Genomic DNA, 21,567 nt, shown 5'->3' with positions numbered 1-21,567 from the left:
GTGTTAAAATTACAACAACGTTTAATGAGAGAGTTACAGCAAAATCGTCATGTGAAAATCATGAATTCAACTGAATGGTGTATTCCGATTCGTACAATCGAAGTGACTTATGAGCCGATTCGTCGCTCAACGATGGATGTCTTGATGCAAATGCTATTAATTAGCATGCAGGAAGCGAATTTTCAAAATGTCCAGGAATTGAGTGAGCTATTATTAGTAGATCCACTGTTTATTGAGGATTTAGTTTCATTAATGTCTCGCGTGCGACTTATCGAACAAACGGATGGTTTCTATAGACTAACCTCTAAAGGAGAGCAACAACTGGCGCATGGCATTTTCGAGGAAGAGCTTGAGGTCGAAACGGCCACGCTCTTATTTAGTCCATGCCACCAAGCCATTCTCCCTGCCGTAGAAGAAGATTTAGAGGAGTTCGATGAGTTGCCTGAGCCGTATCGTTATGTCGATAAAGAGGCAGAGCAGCAAGAGCATTTTGAAGAGGAAATGATGCTTGAAGCTTTACAGCAGGACGAGGAAGAAGAAGCGAGCTCCCAAAAAATCGTGGCAACAATTGTTACTGCAGATGCAAAACAAATTAATGATATTCCCTGTCTAGAATTCATTCTTTATAATAAGGAGCAAAATATTGTCTATGCCCGAGTGTGGAATACATTATTAAACCGATGGGATGAAAAACTAGAACAGCAACTGACAGAAAAAGAGCAGCTACAATGGCGGGAACAATATTTATAAACGACAGAACGAGCGGTAAAGCAATGGTGAGCTTACCGCTCGTTTTTTTGTGCTTAAAAACGATTAGCTATGGAGAGGATTCCGCGGAGCAAGGGGTTGATACCGCGAAGCAGATGTGTGATTCCGCGAAGCAGGGGTGTGATACCGCGAAGCAGGGGAGTGATTCCGCGAAGCAGGGATGTGATTCCGCGGAGCGGGGAGTGATTCCGCGAAACGAGGAGTTAATCCCGCGAAGCAGTGGTGTGATACCGCGGAGCAGGTGTGTGATTCCGCGGAGCAGTGGTATGATTCCGCGGAGCGAGGATGTGATTCCGCGGAGCGAGGAGTGATACCGCGAAGCAGGGGTGTGATACCGCGAAGCAGGGATGTGATACCGCGAAGCAGGGTGTGATTCCACGGAGCGAGGAATTGATTCCGCGAAGCAGGGTGTTGATTCCGCGAATTGAGGAGTTGATTCCGCGGAGCAGGGGAGTGATTCCGCGAAGCAGGAGTGTGATTCCGCGGAGCGAGGGGTTGATTCCGCGGAGCGAGGATGTGATTCCGCGAAGCAGGGGTGTGATTCCGCGAAGCAGGAGTGTGATTCCGCGAAACGATGAGTTAATCCCGCGGAGCAGCTGAACTCAAATGTATAATCCCCAAATAGAAAAAAGAATCTGCTTTACGCCCGCACTGTACAAAGGGCGCTGAACAGATTCTTCTTTTACACGTTAACTGTTGCACTATGTTGCTATAACTCCATTATTTTTAAAAAACCTCAATATAATTTACATAAATCGAATGACCAATAATTAGTGATAAAACAACAATAATCGTAATAATAATTACATTTCGAGGTCTAAAGTCTTGAGCTTGCATTTTCTACCCCTCCTTCACGATTAAGTGCGAATATTATGACAATTTAATGACAATTCAATATATGTTAAGGGAATAAGAGTATGCAGTTTTAAAAGTACTTTTTATGTAAAAGAGATTTGCAAACATAATAGTTCTACTAGCAAATTTAAATTTTATTAGATGAAAAATGCGAAAGCCGCAACCCTCGCTATGCGTGGTGTTGCGGCTTAAATTATTGCATGGGAGAATTCAGAATTGTGTGAGTGACAGGCACTTTTAATCTGGCACTTTTAATCGAGTTTTAATCCTTTTAGTGCTTCGGCTAATGCGTTGTTTACTGGTTCATCATTATCTTGTTGCTTTAAATATTTTTGAACGGAGCGTTTATCGACTTTACCGCCGCCTTCTTTTTTACGGCGTGCTTCAAATGCAGATAATTTTTCACGATGACCACATTTACATACAAAGATTTGGCCATCGCCTTCACCTCTAAGCTCAAGTTTTTTCTTACATTGAGGGCAGCGAGCGTTTGTTACACGGGCTACGTTTTTACGGTGACCACATTCACGATCCTGACAAACAAGCATTTTGCCCTTTTTGCCGTTGACTTCAAGCATCGGTTTCCCACAGTCAGGACATGATTTAGTGGAAATATTATCATGCTTATATTTTTTATCGCTTGCCTTAATTTCTGAAACAATTTCCTTCGTGTAATTTTTCATTTCACTAATAAATACTTCTTTTTTCAGTTTCCCATTGGCAATCGCTTCAAGCTTTTGTTCCCATTCAGCTGTAAGGGTAGGAGATTTTAACTCTTCAGGAACTAAATCAAGCAATTGACGACCTTTTGAAGTGATGTAAATATCTTTAGCACCACGTTTTTCAATTAAAAACGAGTTAAAGAGCTTGTCGATTATATCAGCACGAGTTGCTACTGTGCCTAAACCACCTGTAGATTTTAACGTATCGGCTAATTTTTTATCGTTCGTCGCCATATATTTCGTTGGATTTTCCATCGCAGATAATAGTGTTGCCTCGTTAAAGCGTGCTGGTGGCTTCGTTTGGCCAGATGTTTGTGCAATCAGTTTAATCTGAAGTGTGTCACCCTTGTCGATGCGGGGAAGGATTTGTTCTTGCAAATCATCTGTTGTATCCTCATCGTCAAAGCGATTTTCATAGACTTCCTTCCAGCCAGCTGATAGGATTGTTTTCCCGCGCGCGACAAAGCTTTCATCAGCGATTTTTGCACGTAATGTCAACTGTTCATATTCGAAAGCAGGGAAAAGAACAGCTAAAAATCTTTTCACAACAAGGTCGTAAATTTTACGTTCCTTATCGGAGAATGCTGAGAAATTGACATAGCCTTCTGTCGGGATAATCGCATGGTGATCGGATACTTTACTATCATCAACAAATGCCTTCGACGTTTTAATTGGTTTATTTAAAAGCTTATTGGCAAGTGGACGATATTCACCAATACCACAAGCTTTTAAACGTTCTGGTATAGTTGCAACAATGTCTTGTGAAATATAGCGTGAGTCTGTACGTGGATACGTTAATACTTTGTGTTGCTCATATAATTTTTGCATAATATTCAGCGTTTCTTTTGCAGAATAGCCGAAAATTTTATTCGCATCACGTTGCAACTCTGTTAAATCATATAAACCTGGAGAGAACGTTTTCTTCGGTTTTTTTTCAATGTCTGTAATCATTGCATTGCTACTACCTAGTTTTTTTACAATAGCGTCAATTTTTTCTTTCTCAAAGCTACGGCTATTGCCTTTTGCATCTTGCCATGTCAGTTTTAAACGATCGTTAGTCTGTGCTTCAATACCATAATAAGTTTGAGCTTTAAAATGTTTGATTTCATCTTCGCGCGCCGCAATAATTGCCACAGTTGGTGTTTGTACACGACCACAGTTTAGCTGTGCATTAAAACGCGTTGTTAAAGCACGCGTAGCATTCAGTCCGATGTACCAGTCTGCTTCAGAACGAGCAACCGCAGAAGCATATAAATTATCATAGGCCTTGCCTGGCTTTAAGTTAGCAAATCCATCTTTTATGGCTTTGTCTGTCACAGAAGAAATCCATAAACGTTTAATTGGCTTATTTATCTTCACTTTATCAATAATCCATCGTGCTACAAGCTCACCTTCACGTCCAGCATCAGTTGCCACAATGATTTCGCCTACATCCCCACGCGTTAGCTGGCTTTTAACCGCATTAAATTGTTTACCTGTTTGTTTAATAACAGTCAGTTTTAAGCGTTCAGGTAACATTGGTAAATCTTCTAAATTCCACGTTTTGTATTTAACGTCATAGCTTTCAGGGTCTGCTAATGTTACAAGGTGACCTAATGCCCATGTAACGATGTATTTATCCCCTTCAAGATAACCGTTTCCTTTTTTATTGCAATTCAATACACGCGCAATATCGCGAGCTACTGATGGTTTTTCAGCTATTACTACACTTTTAGCCATAACTAACATCCTTTCATAAATCCTTGTTTTTACTATATCATAGAGCATTATTATTATGTTAAAGAAGAAATTAGCGGTGTATGAGGTTATGTTTCCTTTTATTCCGAATGTGCGTAACTCAAATTGGTTTAAAATGGAATACAGAGGAATAAATCAATTATAATTATATTACCAAATAAGCTGTAGGAGGTTACAATATGGAAACAGTAACAAAGCCTAGATACATACTATTATGGATAAGTTTGTTTCTCATTTATATTTTTATTTTATTTATATATCAAATGTCCTTTAATGAAAGAACAACCATTATTTTCACAGTGATGTATGCGGTTTGTACAATATTAGTGTTGGTATTTGCACATGGACTTAAAAATAAGAAAAATCGTTATTTGTATACAGGTGCTATATTATCAATCTGCCTAAATTTTGTTGTTATAGTTGCTGGAATTATGTATTTTAATAATCTGAAACATGAAGACTTTCAACGAAAGCAGATTTTACTAACGGGTGCCTCTAATGCTTATGAAGCTTTGAATCTTGATAGTAAAAAAATAATAGCTGTAGAGGTAGGCGAGTATACAAAACGTGATGGGTTCCCCTTCCAATATAAAGTGAAGATCACAACAAGCGAATCGGATCAACCCTTGTATTTTGAATGTAGTAATTATGAGTGCACAACCATGATAAGAGTGCCAGTCACCCAAAATATTCTGAATTTTAAAAGACAGCAGTAAACTCGAAATTTTCCGAGTTTACTGCTGTCTGAATAGCCTTTAGACAATAGAAGTACTTGATGATTTTCTAACGATAAGCTTTGGTTGGAGATTAATTTTGCGATATTCGCTTGGTCCGTTTCCTTCAACTCGTTCAATAACTAATTGTGTCCCCATATAACCAAAGTCATATGCGGGCTGTGAAGCTACTGTGAAGAAAGGATCTAAATTAGAATAGGGCTCTAAGTCGTCGAAGCAGACAACGGCAATATCTTCTGGCACTCGGATATTTTTGTTGCGCAGTGTTGTAATTGCGTTAATTGCTATAAAGTTATTAGCTGCGAAGATGGCAGTAGGTCGTTCTTCCTCAGGTAATAGCAGTAAACCATTGATAGTGTCCCATTCTTCTTCTTGTTTATAATGTGTTTGGATAACTAAATTTTTATTAAAAGCTAAATCATTCACTTTTAAAGTTTCTACATATGTTTGATAACGCTCTTTGGATGTAGAAATATCTAAAGGTGCATGAATGAGAGCGATCTTTTTATGTCCTCGATCAATTAAATGCTGCACTAACTCTCTTGTTCCCTCATGATTATTTCCCAACACCATATCGCAAGGAAAATCATCTATCATCCTATCAATTAATGTAAAGGGCACTTTGTTTTTCACAAGCTTTTTTAAGTTTTTTTTAGATTGATTCCCTGTTGGTGCGATAATAACGCCATCTACCATCTTGGAAATAAGAGCGTCTATATAGCCACTTTCTTTTTCTGGATCCTCGTCAGTATTACACAGCATAAGCTGATAGCCCATTTGATTCGCCTTGTCTGCTGCTCCTCTTGCAACCTTTGTGAAGAAGGGGTTTGTAATATCAGGAATAACTAATGAAAGAAGCTTTGTTTTTTTTATATTTAAACTTCTAGCAGCGGAGTTGGGGATATAGTTTAGTTCTTGAATGACAGCCTCTACTTTTTTTCTTGTTTTTTCGCTAATATTTCCCTTATTGTTAATGACTCTTGAAACAGTCATAGGAGAAACGTTAGCTTTTTTTGCAATATCATATATTGTTGTCACCTATCGTACCTACCTTACATTGTTAATTTTTTTGTATTATTCCTACTGCTGGCGCAACGATTCTACGCAAAAATATCTCGAATGAAGATACATTTTATTTCAAACTAAAGTCATCGTGATTAGTCATAAGTTGTTGGATTATTTTTACATAATCAGTTCTAATATTATTGTACTTCTTCTAACTCTATACTTTCCAATAATTAAATCCAAGAGGGAAAGCGCTTCAATAGAGCCAAAAATAAAATAATACAATTCGTTTTTCGTTTAAAGCTCCCCGATGTGCATCCACCATTTTTCTCAAGTCATTATAGCATGTGGTTTGAAAATCTACATCACCATCCATTTTTATAACCTACTCATATCAAAAATTTTTTAACATTTGTGCTTGGTAAATGAAACGTTCAAAAAGGTCCATGCATCTAATGAATTGCGTTCATTTTCACGATTCTACTCTACTAAGTGTGTAATATTCTTAGAAATACCATCTATTTACCTTGGTTTTGAATTTTGATTATTTTCAGAAATTAGTATTGACATGTAATTTTTCGTTTGTTACTTTTGTGTTATCGGTAACATAAAAGTTAACAAAGGTGGTGTCGAATATAATAATTGATTCACATCAACATTTTTGGAAGTTATCAAGGAATGATTATAAATGGTTAACCAAAGATTTACCAGAGCTTTATCGGGATTTTATGCCTAATGATTTATATCCAATTTTAAACGAACATCAAATTGATAAAACAATCGTAGTCCAAGCTGCACCAACAATCAATGAAACATTATTTTTATTAAATTTGTTTGAAGAGCATGAATGGATTGCAGGAGTAGTCGGCTGGTTAGATTTAACGGAAATAAACTTTAAGCAACATTTAGAGGAGCTACACCAACATCATGGTTTTGTAGGTGTGCGACCTATGTTACAAGATTTGGATGAAGATGATTGGATTTTAAGAAAAGATGTATTAAAGAACATTGAACTGCTAGTACAGTATGATGTTCCGCTCGATCTTTTAATAAAGCCAAGGCATTTTCCTTACATACTAAAATTATTAAAAATGTTTCCTCAATTAAGAGTAGTAGTAAACCATATTGCAAAGCCAAATATTGCAAAACAACAGCTAGAAGGTTGGAAAGAGGAAATAGGACAAATTGCAATGTACCCGAATGTGATGTGTAAAATTTCAGGTTTAGTGACAGAAGCAACGCATAAAAATTGGACAATTGAAGAATTTCAGCCCTATATCAACCATGTTGTAAATGTATTTGGGACGAATCGCGTGATGTTTGGCAGTGACTGGCCTGTTTGTCAGTTAGCAGGTACATACAACGATGTACTGACAATTTTGATGGAAAACTTACCTACAAACATACTTGGAAAAGATTTAGAAAACATATTTGGAGAAAATGCAAAGCGTTTTTATAAATTATAAGAGGGAGGGCGAAGGAATGGCAGAAATGGCGTATCAACAAGGGATAACTTGCATTGTAATGGATGAAAAGGACAATGTAACAACCCTTTTAACAGATGTGAAAAAAGGCGAAAGTGTATTTTACACAATAGGCAACCAAGCTTATGAAGTAACATTGCGACAAGATGTTAGCTTTGGTCATAAAGTTGCGATTGCGCCTATTAATAAGGCAGAGGAAATTGTGAAATACGGTGAAGTAATAGGAGCGGCATCAATTGCCATTTTGCCAGGTGATCACGTGCATGTTCACAATATCGAAGGCATACGTGGACGTGGAGATAAACATGTGGGAGGTGCGCAACAATGACAGTTATTAAGGGCTATCGAAGAGACAATGGAAAAATTGGTATTCGAAATCATCTTTTAATTTTACCAACAGTGGTGTGTGCAAATCAGGTTACTTCGAGAATTCAACAACAAGTTCCAGGGGCAGTCGCTATACCTCACCAACATGGGTGTAGCCAAGTTGGCGCTGATAAAGAGAGAACACATAAAGTATTAGTTGGAATGGGAAAAAATCCGAATGTCGGTGCTGTATTAATTGTTAGTCTTGGTTGTGAAGTCATTAATGCTCAGGACATCAAGCAAGAAATTGAAGTAACGGGTAAGCCTGTTGTTTGGATAGACATTCAAAATGAAGGTGGCTCCGTTAAAACAATTCAAAAAGGTGTGGAAGTGGCACAGGAGCTTCTGAAAAAAATAGAAGATATACCGTTAATAGATATTCCACTTTCAGAGCTAATTGTTGGTGTGAAATGTGGCGGTTCTGACGCAACGTCAGGATTATGTAGTAACCCTGCACTTGGCAGAGCAGCTGATACTATTTTGAATGCTGGTGGCACTATCGTCATGGGTGAGACTACAGAAATCATAGGTGCTGAGCATCTAGTTGCTGCTAAGGCAATTAATCATGATGTACAACAAAAATTATATAAGTGTGTTGAGCAATTTGAACTCGAAGTTGAACGGATGGGTGTCGATATGCGTGGAGGAAACCCTAGTCCAGGTAATATTGCAGGTGGTTTATCAACAATTGAGGAAAAGTCATTAGGTTGTATTAGTAAAGCGGGAACAGCCGAGCTTCAAGGGGTTGTAGACTTCGCAGAAGAAATTCCAGGCACAGGCTATTATTTCATGGATTCGCCAGGGAATGATATCGAATGTGTAACAGGTATGGCAGCGGCGGGAGTTCATGTTGTTTGCTTTACAACTGGAAGAGGGACACCGACAGGAAATCCAATTATCCCTGTTATTAAAATAACAGGTAACGAAATGACTGGCAGACGAATGGCAGACAATATCGATGTAGACGTTAGCCCTGTTTTACAAGGGAAAGAAACGTTGGACGAATCAGGTGAACGCATTTTTGAATCGATTGTCAATGTAGCAAAAGGCCAGGAAACGAAAGCCGAGATTTTAGGCCATCAAGAATTTAGCATTAGCAGAATTGGTATTAGTCTATAAACAGTAAAGTTGGGAGAATAAATATGAAAAAACTTGAAAATCGTGTTGCCCTAGTAACAGGAGGGAGTAGGGGGATAGGGGCTGCTATTGCAGAAAGATTAGCAGAAGAAGGAGCCCACGTTGCCATTAACTATACATCTCAAAGTTCACTAGAAAAGGCAGAAATGTTAAAGGAACAAATAGAGAAACGATTCCATGTCAGAGCGATGGTAGTGAAAGCGAATGTAGGTATTAAACAAGAAGTCGATCAAATGATTGATGAGGTAGAGAGCACACTTGGCCATGTAGATATATTAGTGAACAACGCAGGTATTGCGCCATTTGAGTCTTTTATGAAGTTAACAGAGGAAACTTGGGATAACACGTATCAAACAAATGTAAAATCCATTTTCTTAACTTCCCAAAGAGTAGCTAAAAAAATGATTGAAAAACGTTACGGTAAAATCATTAATATTACATCTACGGCAAGTCTGCTTGTGACAAGCCCAGTTATTCCACATTATATTTCTTCAAAAGCGGCGGCGAGTCATTTAACTAAAGCTTTAGCGATTGAATTAGGCAAATATAATATTAATATTAATGCCGTTGGTCCAAGTACAGTAGCTACAGATATGTGCCAGGAATATCTTGAAGATCCAAGTATTTTAGAAAAAGAAATTCAAGCGAATCCAATGAAAAGACTAGGTACTGAAAAACAAATTGCTGATGCCGTTGTATTTTTAGCTTCGGAGGAAGCGATGCAAATAAACGGACATTTACTAATGGTAGATGGCGGGCTTACTGTGAAAGCCGCACAGCCAGAAGATCATTTAGAACAAGAAAGGGAATTGCTGCTATGAGATTACAAGGTAAAGTAGCACTCATTACTGGTGGTGGTAGTGGTATTGGTCGTTCTACAGCCCTGCTGTTTGCAGCAGAAGGAGCCTACGTTATCATCAACGATGTTCACAAGGAAAATGGTGAAGGTACTGTAAAGGATATTCAACATAACGGAGGAAGCGCAACATTTCATCATGCAGATGTAACGAATCCTGAAGCTGTAAAAGAGATGGCTGAACAGATTACAAAGCAGTTCGAAAAAATTGATATCCTTTTTAATAATGTGGGCATCAGTAATGTTGGACGTATAGATGAGGTTGAGCCAGACGTATGGGATAAAGTAATGAGCGTAAATGTAAAGGGCGTTTATTTGCCAACCAAATACATTGTCCCTTACATGATGGAGCAGAAAAGCGGGTGCATCATTAATATGTCTTCATGCGCTGCAGAAATGGGCTTAAAGCAACGTGCTTTATATTCAGCAACAAAAGGAGCTATTTTATCGTTAACTAAGGCGATGCAAGTAGATTATGCGCCTTACAATATTCGAGTAAATGCTTTATTGCCAGGAACGATTTTTACACCATTTGTAGAAAATTATTTAAAGAATGCATATGACAATCCACAAGCTGCCATTGCAAGTATTAAAACAAGACAGCTAAGTGGTGAATTAGGCAAACCTGAAGATGTTGCGAAAGCTGCCTTATTTTTAGCATCTGATGAGTCCAGTTTTATGATGGGCTCGCCGCTTTACATAGATGGTGGCGTTGTTTTTGGGAAAAATGCTTAATATTACGAAATGACGTGAGGAATGACTATGAAACTATTAACATTTGAAAAACAGGGCGACTATCAATTAGGCGTTCAAACGAAGCAAGGCATTATCGATATAGCAGCATCGATGGACAAAAATTCGAATTTTAATAACTTACCCGATTTAGCGTCTCTATTTTCTTGTAATAAAAAAGAGATAGCAAAGCTGCAAAATTTTATTCAGGCAATAGAAGTAGAAGAAAGTGCAGTATTTATAGAGGACAGTCAAATCAGCTGGGGACCATGCGTTACAAAACCTCATAAAATTATTTGCGTTGGTTTAAATTACCGTAAACATGCAGATGAAACGAATGCACCATATCCAGAAGTGCCTATTTTATTTAATAAATTTGATAATACATTAACTGGCCATCAAAGTGCAATTCCAATTCCAACTGTAACAAAGCAACTTGATTATGAGGTAGAGCTTGGCATTGTTATTGGTGAAAAGATAAAAAATGTAAAAGAAGAAAATGCATTAGATCATGTTTTTGGTTATTGCACTGTCAATGATCTATCGGCACGCGATTTGCAAATGAAAACACAACAATGGTTGTTAGGAAAAACGTGCGATAAGTTCAGTCCTGTTGGTCCTTACTTAGTGACGGCAGATGAGATAGAGAACCCTAATAATTTGGCATTAAAAACATATGTAAATGGAGATATAAGACAAAACTCAAATACAGCGGATATGATTTTCAATTGTGCTGAAATTATTAGCTATATTTCTCAACATATGACATTAGAGCCTGGAGATCTTATTTTAACAGGTACACCTGAAGGCGTAGTGTTCGGATATCCTGCAGAGCAGCAAATGTATATTCAACAAGGGGATGAAGTAACTGTAGAAATCGAGAAATTAGGTTCTCTGACAAATTACTTTGTAGCAGAAGATTAAAGAAATGAGTGTGAATAACTATGCTAAAAGGGATTCCTCCAATTATTTCACCAGACTTAATGAAAGTATTGATGGAGATGGGGCATGGAGATGAAATTGTGTTGGCGGACGGGAATTTTCCCGCTGCCAGCCATGCCCAACAGTTAATCCGATGTGATGGACATACGATTCCAGAATTATTAGAAGCAATATTAGCGTTCTTTCCTATTGATACGTATGTGGAACATCCGATTCAATTAATGGCAGTTGTTCCTGGAGATACGGTGGAACCAACGATTTGGAAAGAGTATGAACAAATCGTTCAACGTCAATCTGAATTTCCAATTCCATTCGAATTTATGGAGCGCTTTGAATTTTACGAGCGCACAAAAAAGGCATTTGCTGTAGTCGCAACAAGTGAAAAAGCGCAGTACGCTAACATCATTTTAACAAAAGGTGTCATCAAATAATTGGTATTTTCGAGAGGATGAACATTAACTGAATGTTCACCGTAAACTCGATATGAATACAAGCGTATCGGGAATTTGGTCATTCTAATGTAACGGGGGAAAGCGAATTATGAATTCTAAAGTTTTAGTAGAAGAAACAAGAGCGAACTTATTGGAAAATGTTCATTCTGGCGTTGTTTGTGGTGTAAATGACAGTAAAGAGGCAATATATCAAGTTGGTAATATTCAACATAATACATATTTCCGTTCTGCTGCAAAACCAATTCAAGCACTACCCGCATTTTTATCTAAAATTGATTTGAAGTATGGCTTAACTGATAGGGAAGCGGCATTATTTACTGCTTCGCATCGTGGAGAAACGTATCATATAGAAGCGCTGGAAACGATGAAAGAAAAATTAGCTATTGATGAAAATGAATTATTTTGTCCATATTCGTACCCTTTAAATGCGGAACCGAAAGAGGCAATGTTAAGACAAAATCTTGAGAAAAGACGACTTTTTCATAATTGCTCAGGAAAACATATGGGCTTTATTGCAACGTGTCGTGAAATGGGTTTCCCAACGGAGGGTTATTGGAATATAGACCATCCCCTACAACAGCTTATTTTGAAAACGCTATCTTATTTATCTGAAACACCGCTATCTGAAATTCATGTCGGAGTAGACGGTTGTGGTGTACCTGTGTTCGCAATACCGCTGCACAATATGGCTATTACAAGTTTGAAATTAGCTTGTCCAGATTTAATTGAAGATTTGGAACTTAGAGAAGCGGTAGAGCGAATGACAACAATGATGAACAATGAATTCAACATGGTAGCGTCTGAAAACTTTATTTGCTCAGTGTTATTGCAAGATCGAAATATTGTAGCAAAGGGCGGAGCAAAAGGTGTTTATTGCTTCGGCTTGAAAAAAGAACGTTTAGGTTTCGCATTGAAAGTTTTAGATGGCTCAGAAGACGTTTGGCCAAATGTAATTGCTGCGATTTTAGAGCAAATAGACTATGAAAATAAAGAAACAATTGCTAATATTCGCTCGCTAAGACCTAGCATCATTAAAAGCGATGGAGGTATTGAAGTAGGATCAATCCGTGAGGTATTTGCATTAACACCAAATACAAAATAAAAATTTGTTACAAAGGGGATGAAATTTATGAAGAAAAAGATGTTAGTCGTATTGATGGTTTTATTAGCTACTATACTTACAGCGTGTGGTGGTTCGAGTGATGCTAGTGATAATGCAGATGGTAAGGTAAAAATTAGATTGCTAACAAGAATGGCTGGGACAAGCACTCAGGCACAAATCTACAAAGATATTATAAAAGAATTTGAAGCAAAACATTCCGATGTAGTGGTAGTTGATGAATCGCAAGGTGATGAATCAGCATTTAACAATAAGCTGAAAACAGATCTTGCATCTGGCACTTTACCTAACATCTTTAGAGTACAAGGTGTTGCAAATTTAAACGAATATATTGAAAGTGGCTTACTTATGGATATGGCCCCAATTTTAAAGGATGATCCTGAATGGGGACAAAATTTCACAGAAGGTGCATTAAAGTATTATCAAGTGCCAGGTCATGAGGGGACTTATGGAATTCCAATGGAGTCTGGTTTAATTGGTGTTTATTATAATGAAGAACTACTTAAAAAAGCTGGTATTAATGAATTCCCTGAAACGTGGAGTGAACTAACAGCAGCAGTTAAAAAGTTAAAAGGCATCGATGTAACACCTATTGCACTTGGGGCAAAGGCAACATATATGGCGGGACATTTACACAACCAAATTTTTTATAAATGGATGGGAACAGAAGCAGCAAAGAAACTAGGCACTAGAGAATTAAAATGGACTGATTCAGAGGTTGTGAAAACACTAGAGTATGTTGAAGACTTAAATAAGTTAGATGCATTTGGTCAAAGTGCTGCTGGTATAAGCGATGAGATTGCTGTGGCAGATTTCCTTGAAGGGAAGGCAGCGATGATTATTACTGGTCCATGGAATATCGGTAAATTTACAAATTCCAGTGAGACAGAATACGCGGATGCTATTAAACTTGCGAAATTCCCATATTTTGATGAAAAACCAGAGTTTAAAGATGAAGATATGCAAATTATTAGCCCATATATGGTGAATGGCAAACTTGAAGGAAAAGAAAAAGAATATACGATTGAGCTTTTAAAAATGCTTACTTCTGCTGAAGCAGCTAAACGATTTGCAGAGGAAGCGCAGTTCTTAATTCCAAGATCAGATATCGCCATTGATAACTCGAAAGTATCTGAATTGTTTTTACACAATATTGAATTAGGTGCTACGTCAACAGGCATTGCAGTAGATGTCTTCGATTTCGATCCACTACCATCTATGCAAGATAGAACAAGAAACTCTATCGTAAGTATCTTAATTGGTGGTAAGCCTAAAGATGCAGCAAAAGAAATTCAAGATGAAATTGATAAATCTAAATAAATAGTTTTTCAAAGAAGAACAATGAACATTTAGATGAGCTAAAAGGCGGCGACTCTAACGGGAATAGTAAGCACCGTGCGTAGCGAGGAAAGCTACTCGGTGCTTGCCCGTAAAAAGCGTCCGCCTGAAGCTTATACGAGACATTGTATTTGATTAGGATTACAAAAAATTTAAGAAATGGAGGGGAATAGATGAATGTAAAAACAAATAGAGATAAGTCGAAAATTTTTCTATTTACTTTACCTGCCTTAGTAATCTATATTCTATTCCTTATTATACCTATGATAGGCGCCCTTTATTTTTCTGTTGTCAATTGGAATGGCATTAAAGGAGCACCATTAAATTTTGTTGGTTTAGAAAACTATCTCAATGTGTTTAAAGATAAAGACTTTCTTATTTCTTTAAAAAATATGTTTGGCATGGTGTTTTTTAGCGTTTTATTCCATACACCAATCGCTTTATTGCTAGCAGTTGCTATTAATACAAAATTTAGAGGACATCGATTCTTTAAAGTCATCTATTTTGTACCTACTATTTTTCCACTTACAGCTATTGGTTTACTTTGGTACTTTATCTTTATGCCGAATGGCTCCTTAAATAGCTTATTAGAATTTATTGGGCTTGCAGACTTAGCTAAAGGCTGGTTAATTGACTCGTCTACTGCGATGGGTGCAATTATTTTTGTGAACATTTGGGCAGGTGTAGGATACTACATGGTCATCCTATTAGCAGGATTAACAACGATACCAGAAGAAGTATATGAAGCGGCAGAGATGGATGGAGCTTCAGCCGTACAAAAGTTCTTCCATATAACAGTTCCTATGTTAAAGCCAATTATTACTTTATGTATTTTAATGGATATTATTGGGACAGTGAAAGTATTCGATTTAATTTTTGTTATGACTGAGGGAGGACCGAATGGACTAACCAATTTGCCGACTACTTTAATGTATTATGAAGCCTTCAGATACAATAATTATGGCGTTGGTAGCGCATTAGGGGTCATTATTTTTGTCATTGCGCTCGTATTGACTATCGGTAGTGAAGCAATCATGAATAGGAAGGAGAAGAATCAATGAAAAAGAAAATAATATTATATGTTTTTGTCATAGCAATGGCTTTATTGTTTATTGAACCGATGTTATTTACATTAGTTTCTTCTCTTAAAGGAAATAAAGAAATATTTAGTTCACCCTTTAGCTTGCCTGAGGTATTTAGATTTGAGAACTATGTAATTGCTTGGCGTGAAGCGAATATGAGCAGATACTTCTTAAATAGTATACTGATTTCGATGGCAACTGTGATTATTCTCGCGATTGTCTCTTCCATGGCATCATTTACATTATCGAGATTTAACTTTAAAGTGAATAAATTTTTAGCCCTGTTTTTCCTGTTAGGTATGATGATACCTATGCATACAGTGCTTGTGCCAGTTTCTTATATTATTGGCGCATTAGAATTGAAAAATAACTTAGTGGCATTAGTGCTCCTATATGTGGCGTTTTCTTTGTCGTTTAGTATTTTAGTTTTAACACGGTTTATGAAAGGAATTAATGCCTCTTTAGAAGAAGCAGCACTTATGGATGGTGCGAGTTATTTCCAAATATATTTCAAAGTAATATTGCCGATGTCTGTTCCAGCAATATCGACTGTTTCAATTTTTAATTTTTTAGGCGCATGGAATAACATTCTGTTCCCACTTTTATTTATTAATGATGACCGCTTAAAACCAATTGCATTGGGTCTATTAAACTTTAGTGGTGAAAGAGGATCAGAATACGGGCCATTAATGGCTGCCATCGTCATCACAATATTAGTGCCTTTAGTCGTTTATCTTCTATTCCAAGAGAAAATTGAAAGTGGTCTTGCGGCAGGTTCAGTCAAAGAATAGCAATGAAATGGTGATTATAATAGGGGGTTATGAATTTGAGCGAATTACGTTATAGACAGGTGCATTTAGACTTTCATACGAGTGAAGATATCCCTGGGGTTGGAAAGGACTTCGTTGCAGAGGAGTTTGTGGAGACATTAAAAGAAGCCAATGTAAACTCGATTACTTGTTTTGCTAGATGTCATCATGGCTGGTTGTACTACCCTTCAAAGCATCGTCCAGATTTGATTCATCCACATCTTGAAAATAAAAACCTGTTATTAGAACAAATAGAGGTTTGCCATAAAAATAATATTAAAGTGCCGATTTATACAACTGTTCAATGGGATGGTTATATTAGCAAACATCATCCTGAGTGGTTATCGATTGATGAAAATGGACAATTCATTAATAGCCAGGGGGTTCCTGAGCCACATTTCTACTATACAATTTGCTTAAATAGCGGCTATAGACAATATTTTAAAGACCATTTACAAGATATTATTGATACAGTAAAAAGCGAAAATATTGATGGCTTCTTTTTAGATATTTTATTTAAAGTTGATTGTAATTGTAAAAATTGTTTTGAACAAATGGAGCGAAAAGGGTTAGACACAGGAAATAGAGTCGATCGAATCTATTATTCTACGGTAATGCTTGAGGAGTTTAAAGCAGAGATTAGCGATTTTATTAGAACTAGAGTGCCACATGCAGGTATTTTCTATAATAGCTCTCACATTGGTCCAGGCAATAAAAGTAGCTTAAATAATTATACACATTTGGAGCTTGAGTCTTTACCAAGTGGTGGCTGGGGCTATGATCATTTCCCTGCAACGATGCGATATTCTCGTACTTTGGGCAAGGACATCATTGGTATGACGGGCAAGTTCCATACGTATTGGGGTGATTTCCACTCACTGAAAAATAAGGCAGCATTAGAGTTTGAATGTTTCAATATGCTTGCTTTAGGTGCTGGTTGTTCGATTGGAGACCAACTTCATCCAAATGGCAAATTATCGAAGGCGGCTTATGAATTAATCGGCAGTGTGTATGGCAGAGTGAAAGAAGTAGAAAAATACTGTATGAATAATAAGCCAGTTGCAGAAATCGGGGTATTAACGCCTGAAGAATTTTATACACCAGGAGATCATAATTTAGGTATCCATCCAGCATTAATCGGCGCCGTTAGGATGCTACAAGAGTTGTCTTATCAGTTTAATATTATTGACAGTCAAATTGACTTTAATGACTATCAGTTAATTATCTTACCTGATGTGATTGACTACTCTCCTGAATTACAGCAAAAGCTACAGGCTTATGCTAATAATGGCGGAAAAATTATTGGTACGTATGAATCGCTAATTAATAAAAATAGTAACGAAGAAGATTTATATGGAAATGTGTATGTTGGTGAATCAAAGTATGACCGTGATTTCGTTTTACCGAATGATGTAATAGGTAAAAAATTATACAAAGAAGAATATGTCATGTATTTAAAAGGTTTAGAAATTAAGCCTGTACAGTCAGAGGTACTGATGCAGACAGTAAAACCTTACTTTAATAGAGAAGGCACTACATTTTGTTCGCATCAACATGCCCCATCATCGCATACATTTGGACATGCTGCAGTGACAAAACGCCAAAATATCATTTACTTCTCACACCCTATTTTCAAGCTATATCGAAAAAATGGACTCGCTTGGTGTAAATGGATGATGAAAGATGCCATTGACCATCTTCTCGAAAGTAAGCTTATTGCTCATAATGGTCCGTCGACATTGTTGACATCATTAAATGAGGATAAGGCAACAGGGGCAAAGATTTTGCATGCACTTCATTATATTACGGAGAAACGTTCAGAGGATATTTATACGATTGAAGATATTATCCCACTTTATAACACAGAGATTAGAATGTTTGTTGGTGAGACAAAGGTGACATCTGTAAAAAAACTGCCTGAATTAACAGAGGTAAGTTACAGTGCTGAAGGACCGTATATACACTTTACTGTCGATAAAATCGAGGGACATTTAATGCTACATATCGATTAATGTTACTGAAAAACTATAAAAAGGGAAATAGTCTAAGAAAAATAATCTTAGATATTTTCCTTTTTAATATAGTTAAAGGCAGGCTCGAAACTTAATTACGATAAATGAAAGATGTGATGATAGATGGAATTTCATTTTGGGCAACAGAACAAGGATATAGTTGTTGTAAATCCTGTATTACAATCAGCTTATCAATCTCTCCAAGTTCCTAAATGGATGATTGAAAAACATAAATGTCACTGGCTCAGACATGAAACAGAGCAGGGAGGACAGGATTACTTAATTGTTGGGTTAGGAAGCGATGAGACCGTTACTTATGAAAGCTTACGAGAAGCCGCAGGAGAAGTAGCAAGAGTGGCTAACGCAAGTGAAAATGATGACATGCAAGTATCTTTTGATTTTTTAAATGCAGTGAATCTCAATCAAGTAGATGCTGTGACTGCTTTTGTAGAAGGTTGGATGCTTGGAGCCTACCAGTTTCAAAAATACCGTCAAGAAAAGAAAGTCATAAAACCTTGTAATGTTTATTTTTTATTGGACGAAACAGAAGCGTTACTAGAAGCAATCCACGTTGGGAAGTTACGTGCAACCAGTATAAATGTTACGAGAGACCTATGTAATACAGATCCAATAGATCTAAATCCAGACACTTTTGCTGAAACAATTCGCCAGCATTTTGGAGGAAAAAATCTGTCCGTAAATATTTATAATACAGACGACTTGCAACAGCTTGACTTAAATGGGCTACTTGCAGTTGGCAGAGGCAGTCAATATTCTTCGTATTTAGCAGAAATTAAGTACTGTACGAATGTTAATAAGCCACATATCGTGTTGATTGGTAAAGGTATGACTTATGATAGCGGTGGTATTAGCATTAAAACGGGTCTTAACATAAGCGATATGCGTATGGATATGGGCGGGGCAGGTGCTGTATTTGGTGCGATGGATTTAATCGCTTCAAAAAATGTTGATGTAAATGTCACTGCCCTGTTGCCGATTGCTGAAAACTTGCCTAATGAAAAGGCATTTTTACCAGGTGAAGTTATTCGTTTCGCTAATAATTTGCATGTTCAAGTTGGCAATACAGATGCGGAAGGAAGGCTTATTTTAGCGGATGCTCTATTATATTCTGAAAGGTTAAAGCCTGATGTAATCATTGATATTGCTACATTAACGGGCTCCATCGGTGCGGCGCTAGGCTTAAAATATGCAGGTGTATTCGGAGATGAGTCGATTACAGAATTAATGAAGAAGCTGGGAAGTTACAATGGTGATTTTATATGGCCGATGCCACTTATCGATCAATATGAGGAATCATTAGCGAGTGATTATGCAGATATTTGCAATATTAGCTCAGACAATCTTGCAGGTTCTATTACGGCTGCACTGTTTTTAAGAAAATTTGTCCCTAAAGGTGTTAAATGGGGACATATTGATATGGCGGCACCTGTTCAATCACCTAAAACGACAGGGTATCATGTGCGTGGTGCATCAGGTTATGGCGTTCGATTATTGGCAGATTTCATAGAAAGCTATAGTAAACTAGGAAAAGGAAATGACTAAATATGGTTATTGAAGTGATTGCAATTTCTTTAACAGATGCGATAACGGCACAAAAAGCTGGAGCTGACAGAATTGAATTGGTCGCAGGTATAGCCGAGGGAGGGCTCACACCGAGCTATGCGATGATAGAAAGTGTGTGCAGTGAATTAACGATCCCAGTAAATGTAATGATTCGTCCTCACAGCCGTTCATTTTGCTATGATCAAAATGATATGAAAATAATGTTAAAAGATATTCAAATATGTAAACAGCTAGGTGCGAGTGGAATAGTCGTAGGTGCACTTACCGAAGAGCAAAATATTGATGAGCTTATTTTACAACAATTAATTGAAGCAGCAGATGGATTGGATATTACATTCCATCGAGCATTTGACGATGTAAAGGACCAATCCAAGGCATTACAAACGCTAATGTCCTATAAAGAAATATCACGGATTTTAACATCAGGTGGCAAAAGTAAAGTACTTGATGCGGTTAGTGAAATTCAAGCTTTAGAACAACAAGCAAGCCTCGCTCATATGCAAATCATGCCAGGATCGGGTCTATCACCTAAAACCCTTCCATCCTTTTTACAGCATGTCAACGTTTCCGAATTTCATTTTGGATCTGGTGTTCGACATCAATCCAGCTTTGACCATTTTATAGACGAACATAAAATTAAAGAAGTTAAGGATATAATTTTATCCCGTGCATAGTAGACACAGTGGACCATTGGGGGAAATAAAATGCAACAAAAAGAGTACCTAGTTGGAGTAGATATGGGTGGTACAAAAATTGCCATTGGATTATTAAGTGTTGATGGGGAAATGATTAAGGAAATTCGTCTGGATACAAAAGGGCACGAAGGTCCAGAGATTGTTGTCAATAGAGTAGTAGAGGCGATAAATGCTCTTTCAGAAGGCTACGAGATTAGAGGTATAGGCGTCGGCGTGCCTGGGATAGTTGATACAGATCACGGCATTATTCGCTATTGGTCTACTTTTGATTGGAGAAATGTACAGTTAGGGCAGATGCTAAATGCACAATTAGATAAGAAAATTACAGTTGTCAATGATGCAAGTGCAGCTACTTGGGGAGAATTCAACTACGGGGCAGGCCGGCAATCAAAGAATATGCTTTTTATGACGATAAGCACTGGAATCGGTGGCGGCATTATTTTTGAACGAAAGCTATATACTGGCAGTAATAGGTTAGCTGGCGAAATAGGGCATGTCACTGTGAATCCGAACGGACCAACATGTAATTGTGGCAAATTAGGTTGTTTAGAAGTATATGCATCAGGAGTATCGATTCAACGACATGCGGTGGACGCAATCAAAAAGTGTACATCTATGCTGGTTGAAATGGAGAAGCAAGAACAAAGGCCGATTGATACTAAAATGGTGTTTGCTGCATATGAATCAGGAGATTTAGTTGCACAAGAAATTATTGAGCAAGCGGCTACATATGTAGGTATTGTTTTGGCGAATTTTATACAAACATTTAACCCAGACTGCATTGTACTCGGTGGCGGTGTTATGAAAACAACTTCTCGATTTATGGAAAAGATTGAAGAAGTGACCGAAACCTACGTCCTTCCTTCCTATCGAAACACATATGAAATAAGACGTTCGCAATTGTTTGAGAACGCAGCATTAATTGGTGCGGCCCATTTAATTGTTTGAGTGCCTGTCACCTCTAAAAACCCACTTAGCTTTCTGCGCGCAGGAGACTTCGTGGGTTTTTACTTGGGGGAAAGTTCAGAATTGTTTGAGTGCCTGTCACTGTGAATGGAGTTATGACATGGGAAATTTGAGCATATAGTTAATGTGTGTATTTTGCAGATGAAGCTTTAGAAGGAAATACGTTTGTTG

At 37.4% G+C, this 21,567-nt stretch carries 19 protein-coding genes; 17 read left to right on the top strand and 2 right to left on the bottom strand.

Annotated features, from left to right (window positions below; translation table 11 throughout):
• Positions 1-750, top strand: a complete 750-nt coding sequence (locus JNUCC52_RS11645; protein WP_337980011.1) for a hypothetical protein — start codon at positions 1-3, stop codon at positions 748-750.
• A gap of 1,124 nt (positions 751-1,874) precedes the next feature.
• Here the strand turns inward: JNUCC52_RS11645 and JNUCC52_RS11640 are convergent.
• On the bottom strand, positions 1,875-4,064 hold the full coding sequence (locus JNUCC52_RS11640) for a DNA topoisomerase III (RefSeq protein WP_337980010.1): 2,190 nt from the start codon (positions 4,062-4,064) through the stop codon (positions 1,875-1,877).
• Positions 4,065-4,261: 197 nt separating this feature from the next.
• Between JNUCC52_RS11640 and JNUCC52_RS11635 the strand changes: the two genes are divergently transcribed.
• The gene (locus JNUCC52_RS11635; RefSeq protein WP_337980009.1) at positions 4,262-4,798 is read left to right on the top strand and encodes a hypothetical protein; all 537 of its coding nucleotides are present in this window, start codon (positions 4,262-4,264) and stop codon (positions 4,796-4,798) included.
• A 39-nt stretch (positions 4,799-4,837) separates the two neighbouring features.
• Here the strand turns inward: JNUCC52_RS11635 and JNUCC52_RS11630 are convergent, their stop codons facing one another.
• A complete protein-coding gene (locus tag JNUCC52_RS11630; protein WP_173478716.1) occupies positions 4,838-5,854 on the bottom strand; it encodes a LacI family DNA-binding transcriptional regulator in 1,017 nt (338 codons plus the stop codon).
• Between the two features lie 590 nt (positions 5,855-6,444).
• On the opposite strand from JNUCC52_RS11630, the gene JNUCC52_RS11625 reads away from it, so the two are divergent.
• The 15 genes from JNUCC52_RS11625 to JNUCC52_RS11555 all read left to right on the top strand — a co-directional run bounded on the left by JNUCC52_RS11625 (position 6,445) and on the right by JNUCC52_RS11555 (position 21,378).
• On the top strand, positions 6,445-7,287 hold the full coding sequence (locus JNUCC52_RS11625) for an amidohydrolase family protein (protein WP_337982161.1): 843 nt from the start codon (positions 6,445-6,447) through the stop codon (positions 7,285-7,287).
• A gap of 16 nt (positions 7,288-7,303) precedes the next feature.
• Complete coding sequence (locus tag JNUCC52_RS11620) at positions 7,304-7,633, top strand: UxaA family hydrolase (protein ID WP_173478714.1); 330 nt, start codon at positions 7,304-7,306, stop codon at positions 7,631-7,633.
• On the top strand, positions 7,630-8,790 hold the full coding sequence (locus tag JNUCC52_RS11615) for a UxaA family hydrolase (protein ID WP_337982160.1): 1,161 nt from the start codon (positions 7,630-7,632) through the stop codon (positions 8,788-8,790). Before JNUCC52_RS11620 ends, JNUCC52_RS11615 begins: the two co-directional genes overlap by 4 nt.
• A 23-nt stretch (positions 8,791-8,813) precedes the next feature.
• Positions 8,814-9,629: an SDR family NAD(P)-dependent oxidoreductase gene (locus tag JNUCC52_RS11610; RefSeq protein ID WP_337982159.1), complete on the top strand. Its 816-nt coding sequence runs from the start codon at positions 8,814-8,816 to the stop codon at positions 9,627-9,629.
• Positions 9,626-10,399: an SDR family NAD(P)-dependent oxidoreductase gene (locus tag JNUCC52_RS11605; RefSeq protein WP_337982158.1), complete on the top strand. Its 774-nt coding sequence runs from the start codon at positions 9,626-9,628 to the stop codon at positions 10,397-10,399. Before JNUCC52_RS11610 ends, JNUCC52_RS11605 begins: the two co-directional genes overlap by 4 nt.
• Before the next feature lie 27 nt (positions 10,400-10,426).
• Entirely contained in the window at positions 10,427-11,320 is an 894-nt protein-coding gene (locus JNUCC52_RS11600) for a fumarylacetoacetate hydrolase family protein (protein ID WP_173478710.1), read from the top strand.
• 20 nt (positions 11,321-11,340) lie between these two features.
• Entirely contained in the window at positions 11,341-11,769 is a 429-nt protein-coding gene (gene fucU / locus JNUCC52_RS11595) for an L-fucose mutarotase (RefSeq protein ID WP_173478709.1), read from the top strand.
• 109 nt (positions 11,770-11,878) lie between these two features.
• Entirely contained in the window at positions 11,879-12,892 is a 1,014-nt protein-coding gene (locus tag JNUCC52_RS11590; RefSeq protein ID WP_337982157.1) for an asparaginase, read from the top strand.
• A 27-nt stretch (positions 12,893-12,919) separates the two neighbouring features.
• Positions 12,920-14,230 (top strand): ABC transporter substrate-binding protein, encoded by a 1,311-nt coding sequence (locus tag JNUCC52_RS11585; protein WP_337982156.1) that lies wholly within the window; start codon positions 12,920-12,922, stop codon positions 14,228-14,230.
• A 191-nt stretch (positions 14,231-14,421) separates the two neighbouring features.
• Positions 14,422-15,309: a carbohydrate ABC transporter permease gene (locus tag JNUCC52_RS11580; protein ID WP_139859901.1), complete on the top strand. Its 888-nt coding sequence runs from the start codon at positions 14,422-14,424 to the stop codon at positions 15,307-15,309.
• Positions 15,306-16,121, top strand: coding sequence for a carbohydrate ABC transporter permease (locus JNUCC52_RS11575; RefSeq protein ID WP_139859899.1), 816 nt, complete (start codon positions 15,306-15,308; stop codon positions 16,119-16,121). Before JNUCC52_RS11580 ends, JNUCC52_RS11575 begins: the two co-directional genes overlap by 4 nt.
• Before the next feature lie 35 nt (positions 16,122-16,156).
• On the top strand, positions 16,157-18,151 hold the full coding sequence (locus tag JNUCC52_RS11570) for an alpha-amylase family protein (protein WP_337982155.1): 1,995 nt from the start codon (positions 16,157-16,159) through the stop codon (positions 18,149-18,151).
• Positions 18,152-18,274: 123 nt separating this feature from the next.
• Positions 18,275-19,714, top strand: coding sequence for a leucyl aminopeptidase family protein (locus tag JNUCC52_RS11565; RefSeq protein ID WP_337982154.1), 1,440 nt, complete (start codon positions 18,275-18,277; stop codon positions 19,712-19,714).
• Between the two features lie 2 nt (positions 19,715-19,716).
• Entirely contained in the window at positions 19,717-20,409 is a 693-nt protein-coding gene (locus tag JNUCC52_RS11560) for a copper homeostasis protein CutC (RefSeq protein ID WP_139859795.1), read from the top strand.
• A gap of 30 nt (positions 20,410-20,439) precedes the next feature.
• A complete protein-coding gene (locus JNUCC52_RS11555) occupies positions 20,440-21,378 on the top strand; it encodes an ROK family protein (RefSeq protein WP_337982153.1) in 939 nt (312 codons plus the stop codon).
• The last annotated feature ends 189 nt before the right edge of the window (positions 21,379-21,567 follow it).

The organism is Lysinibacillus sp. JNUCC-52, assembly GCF_015999545.1.
Lineage (GTDB): Bacteria > Bacillota > Bacilli > Bacillales_A > Planococcaceae > Lysinibacillus.
This window is presented reverse-complemented; position numbering and strand designations above follow the sequence as displayed.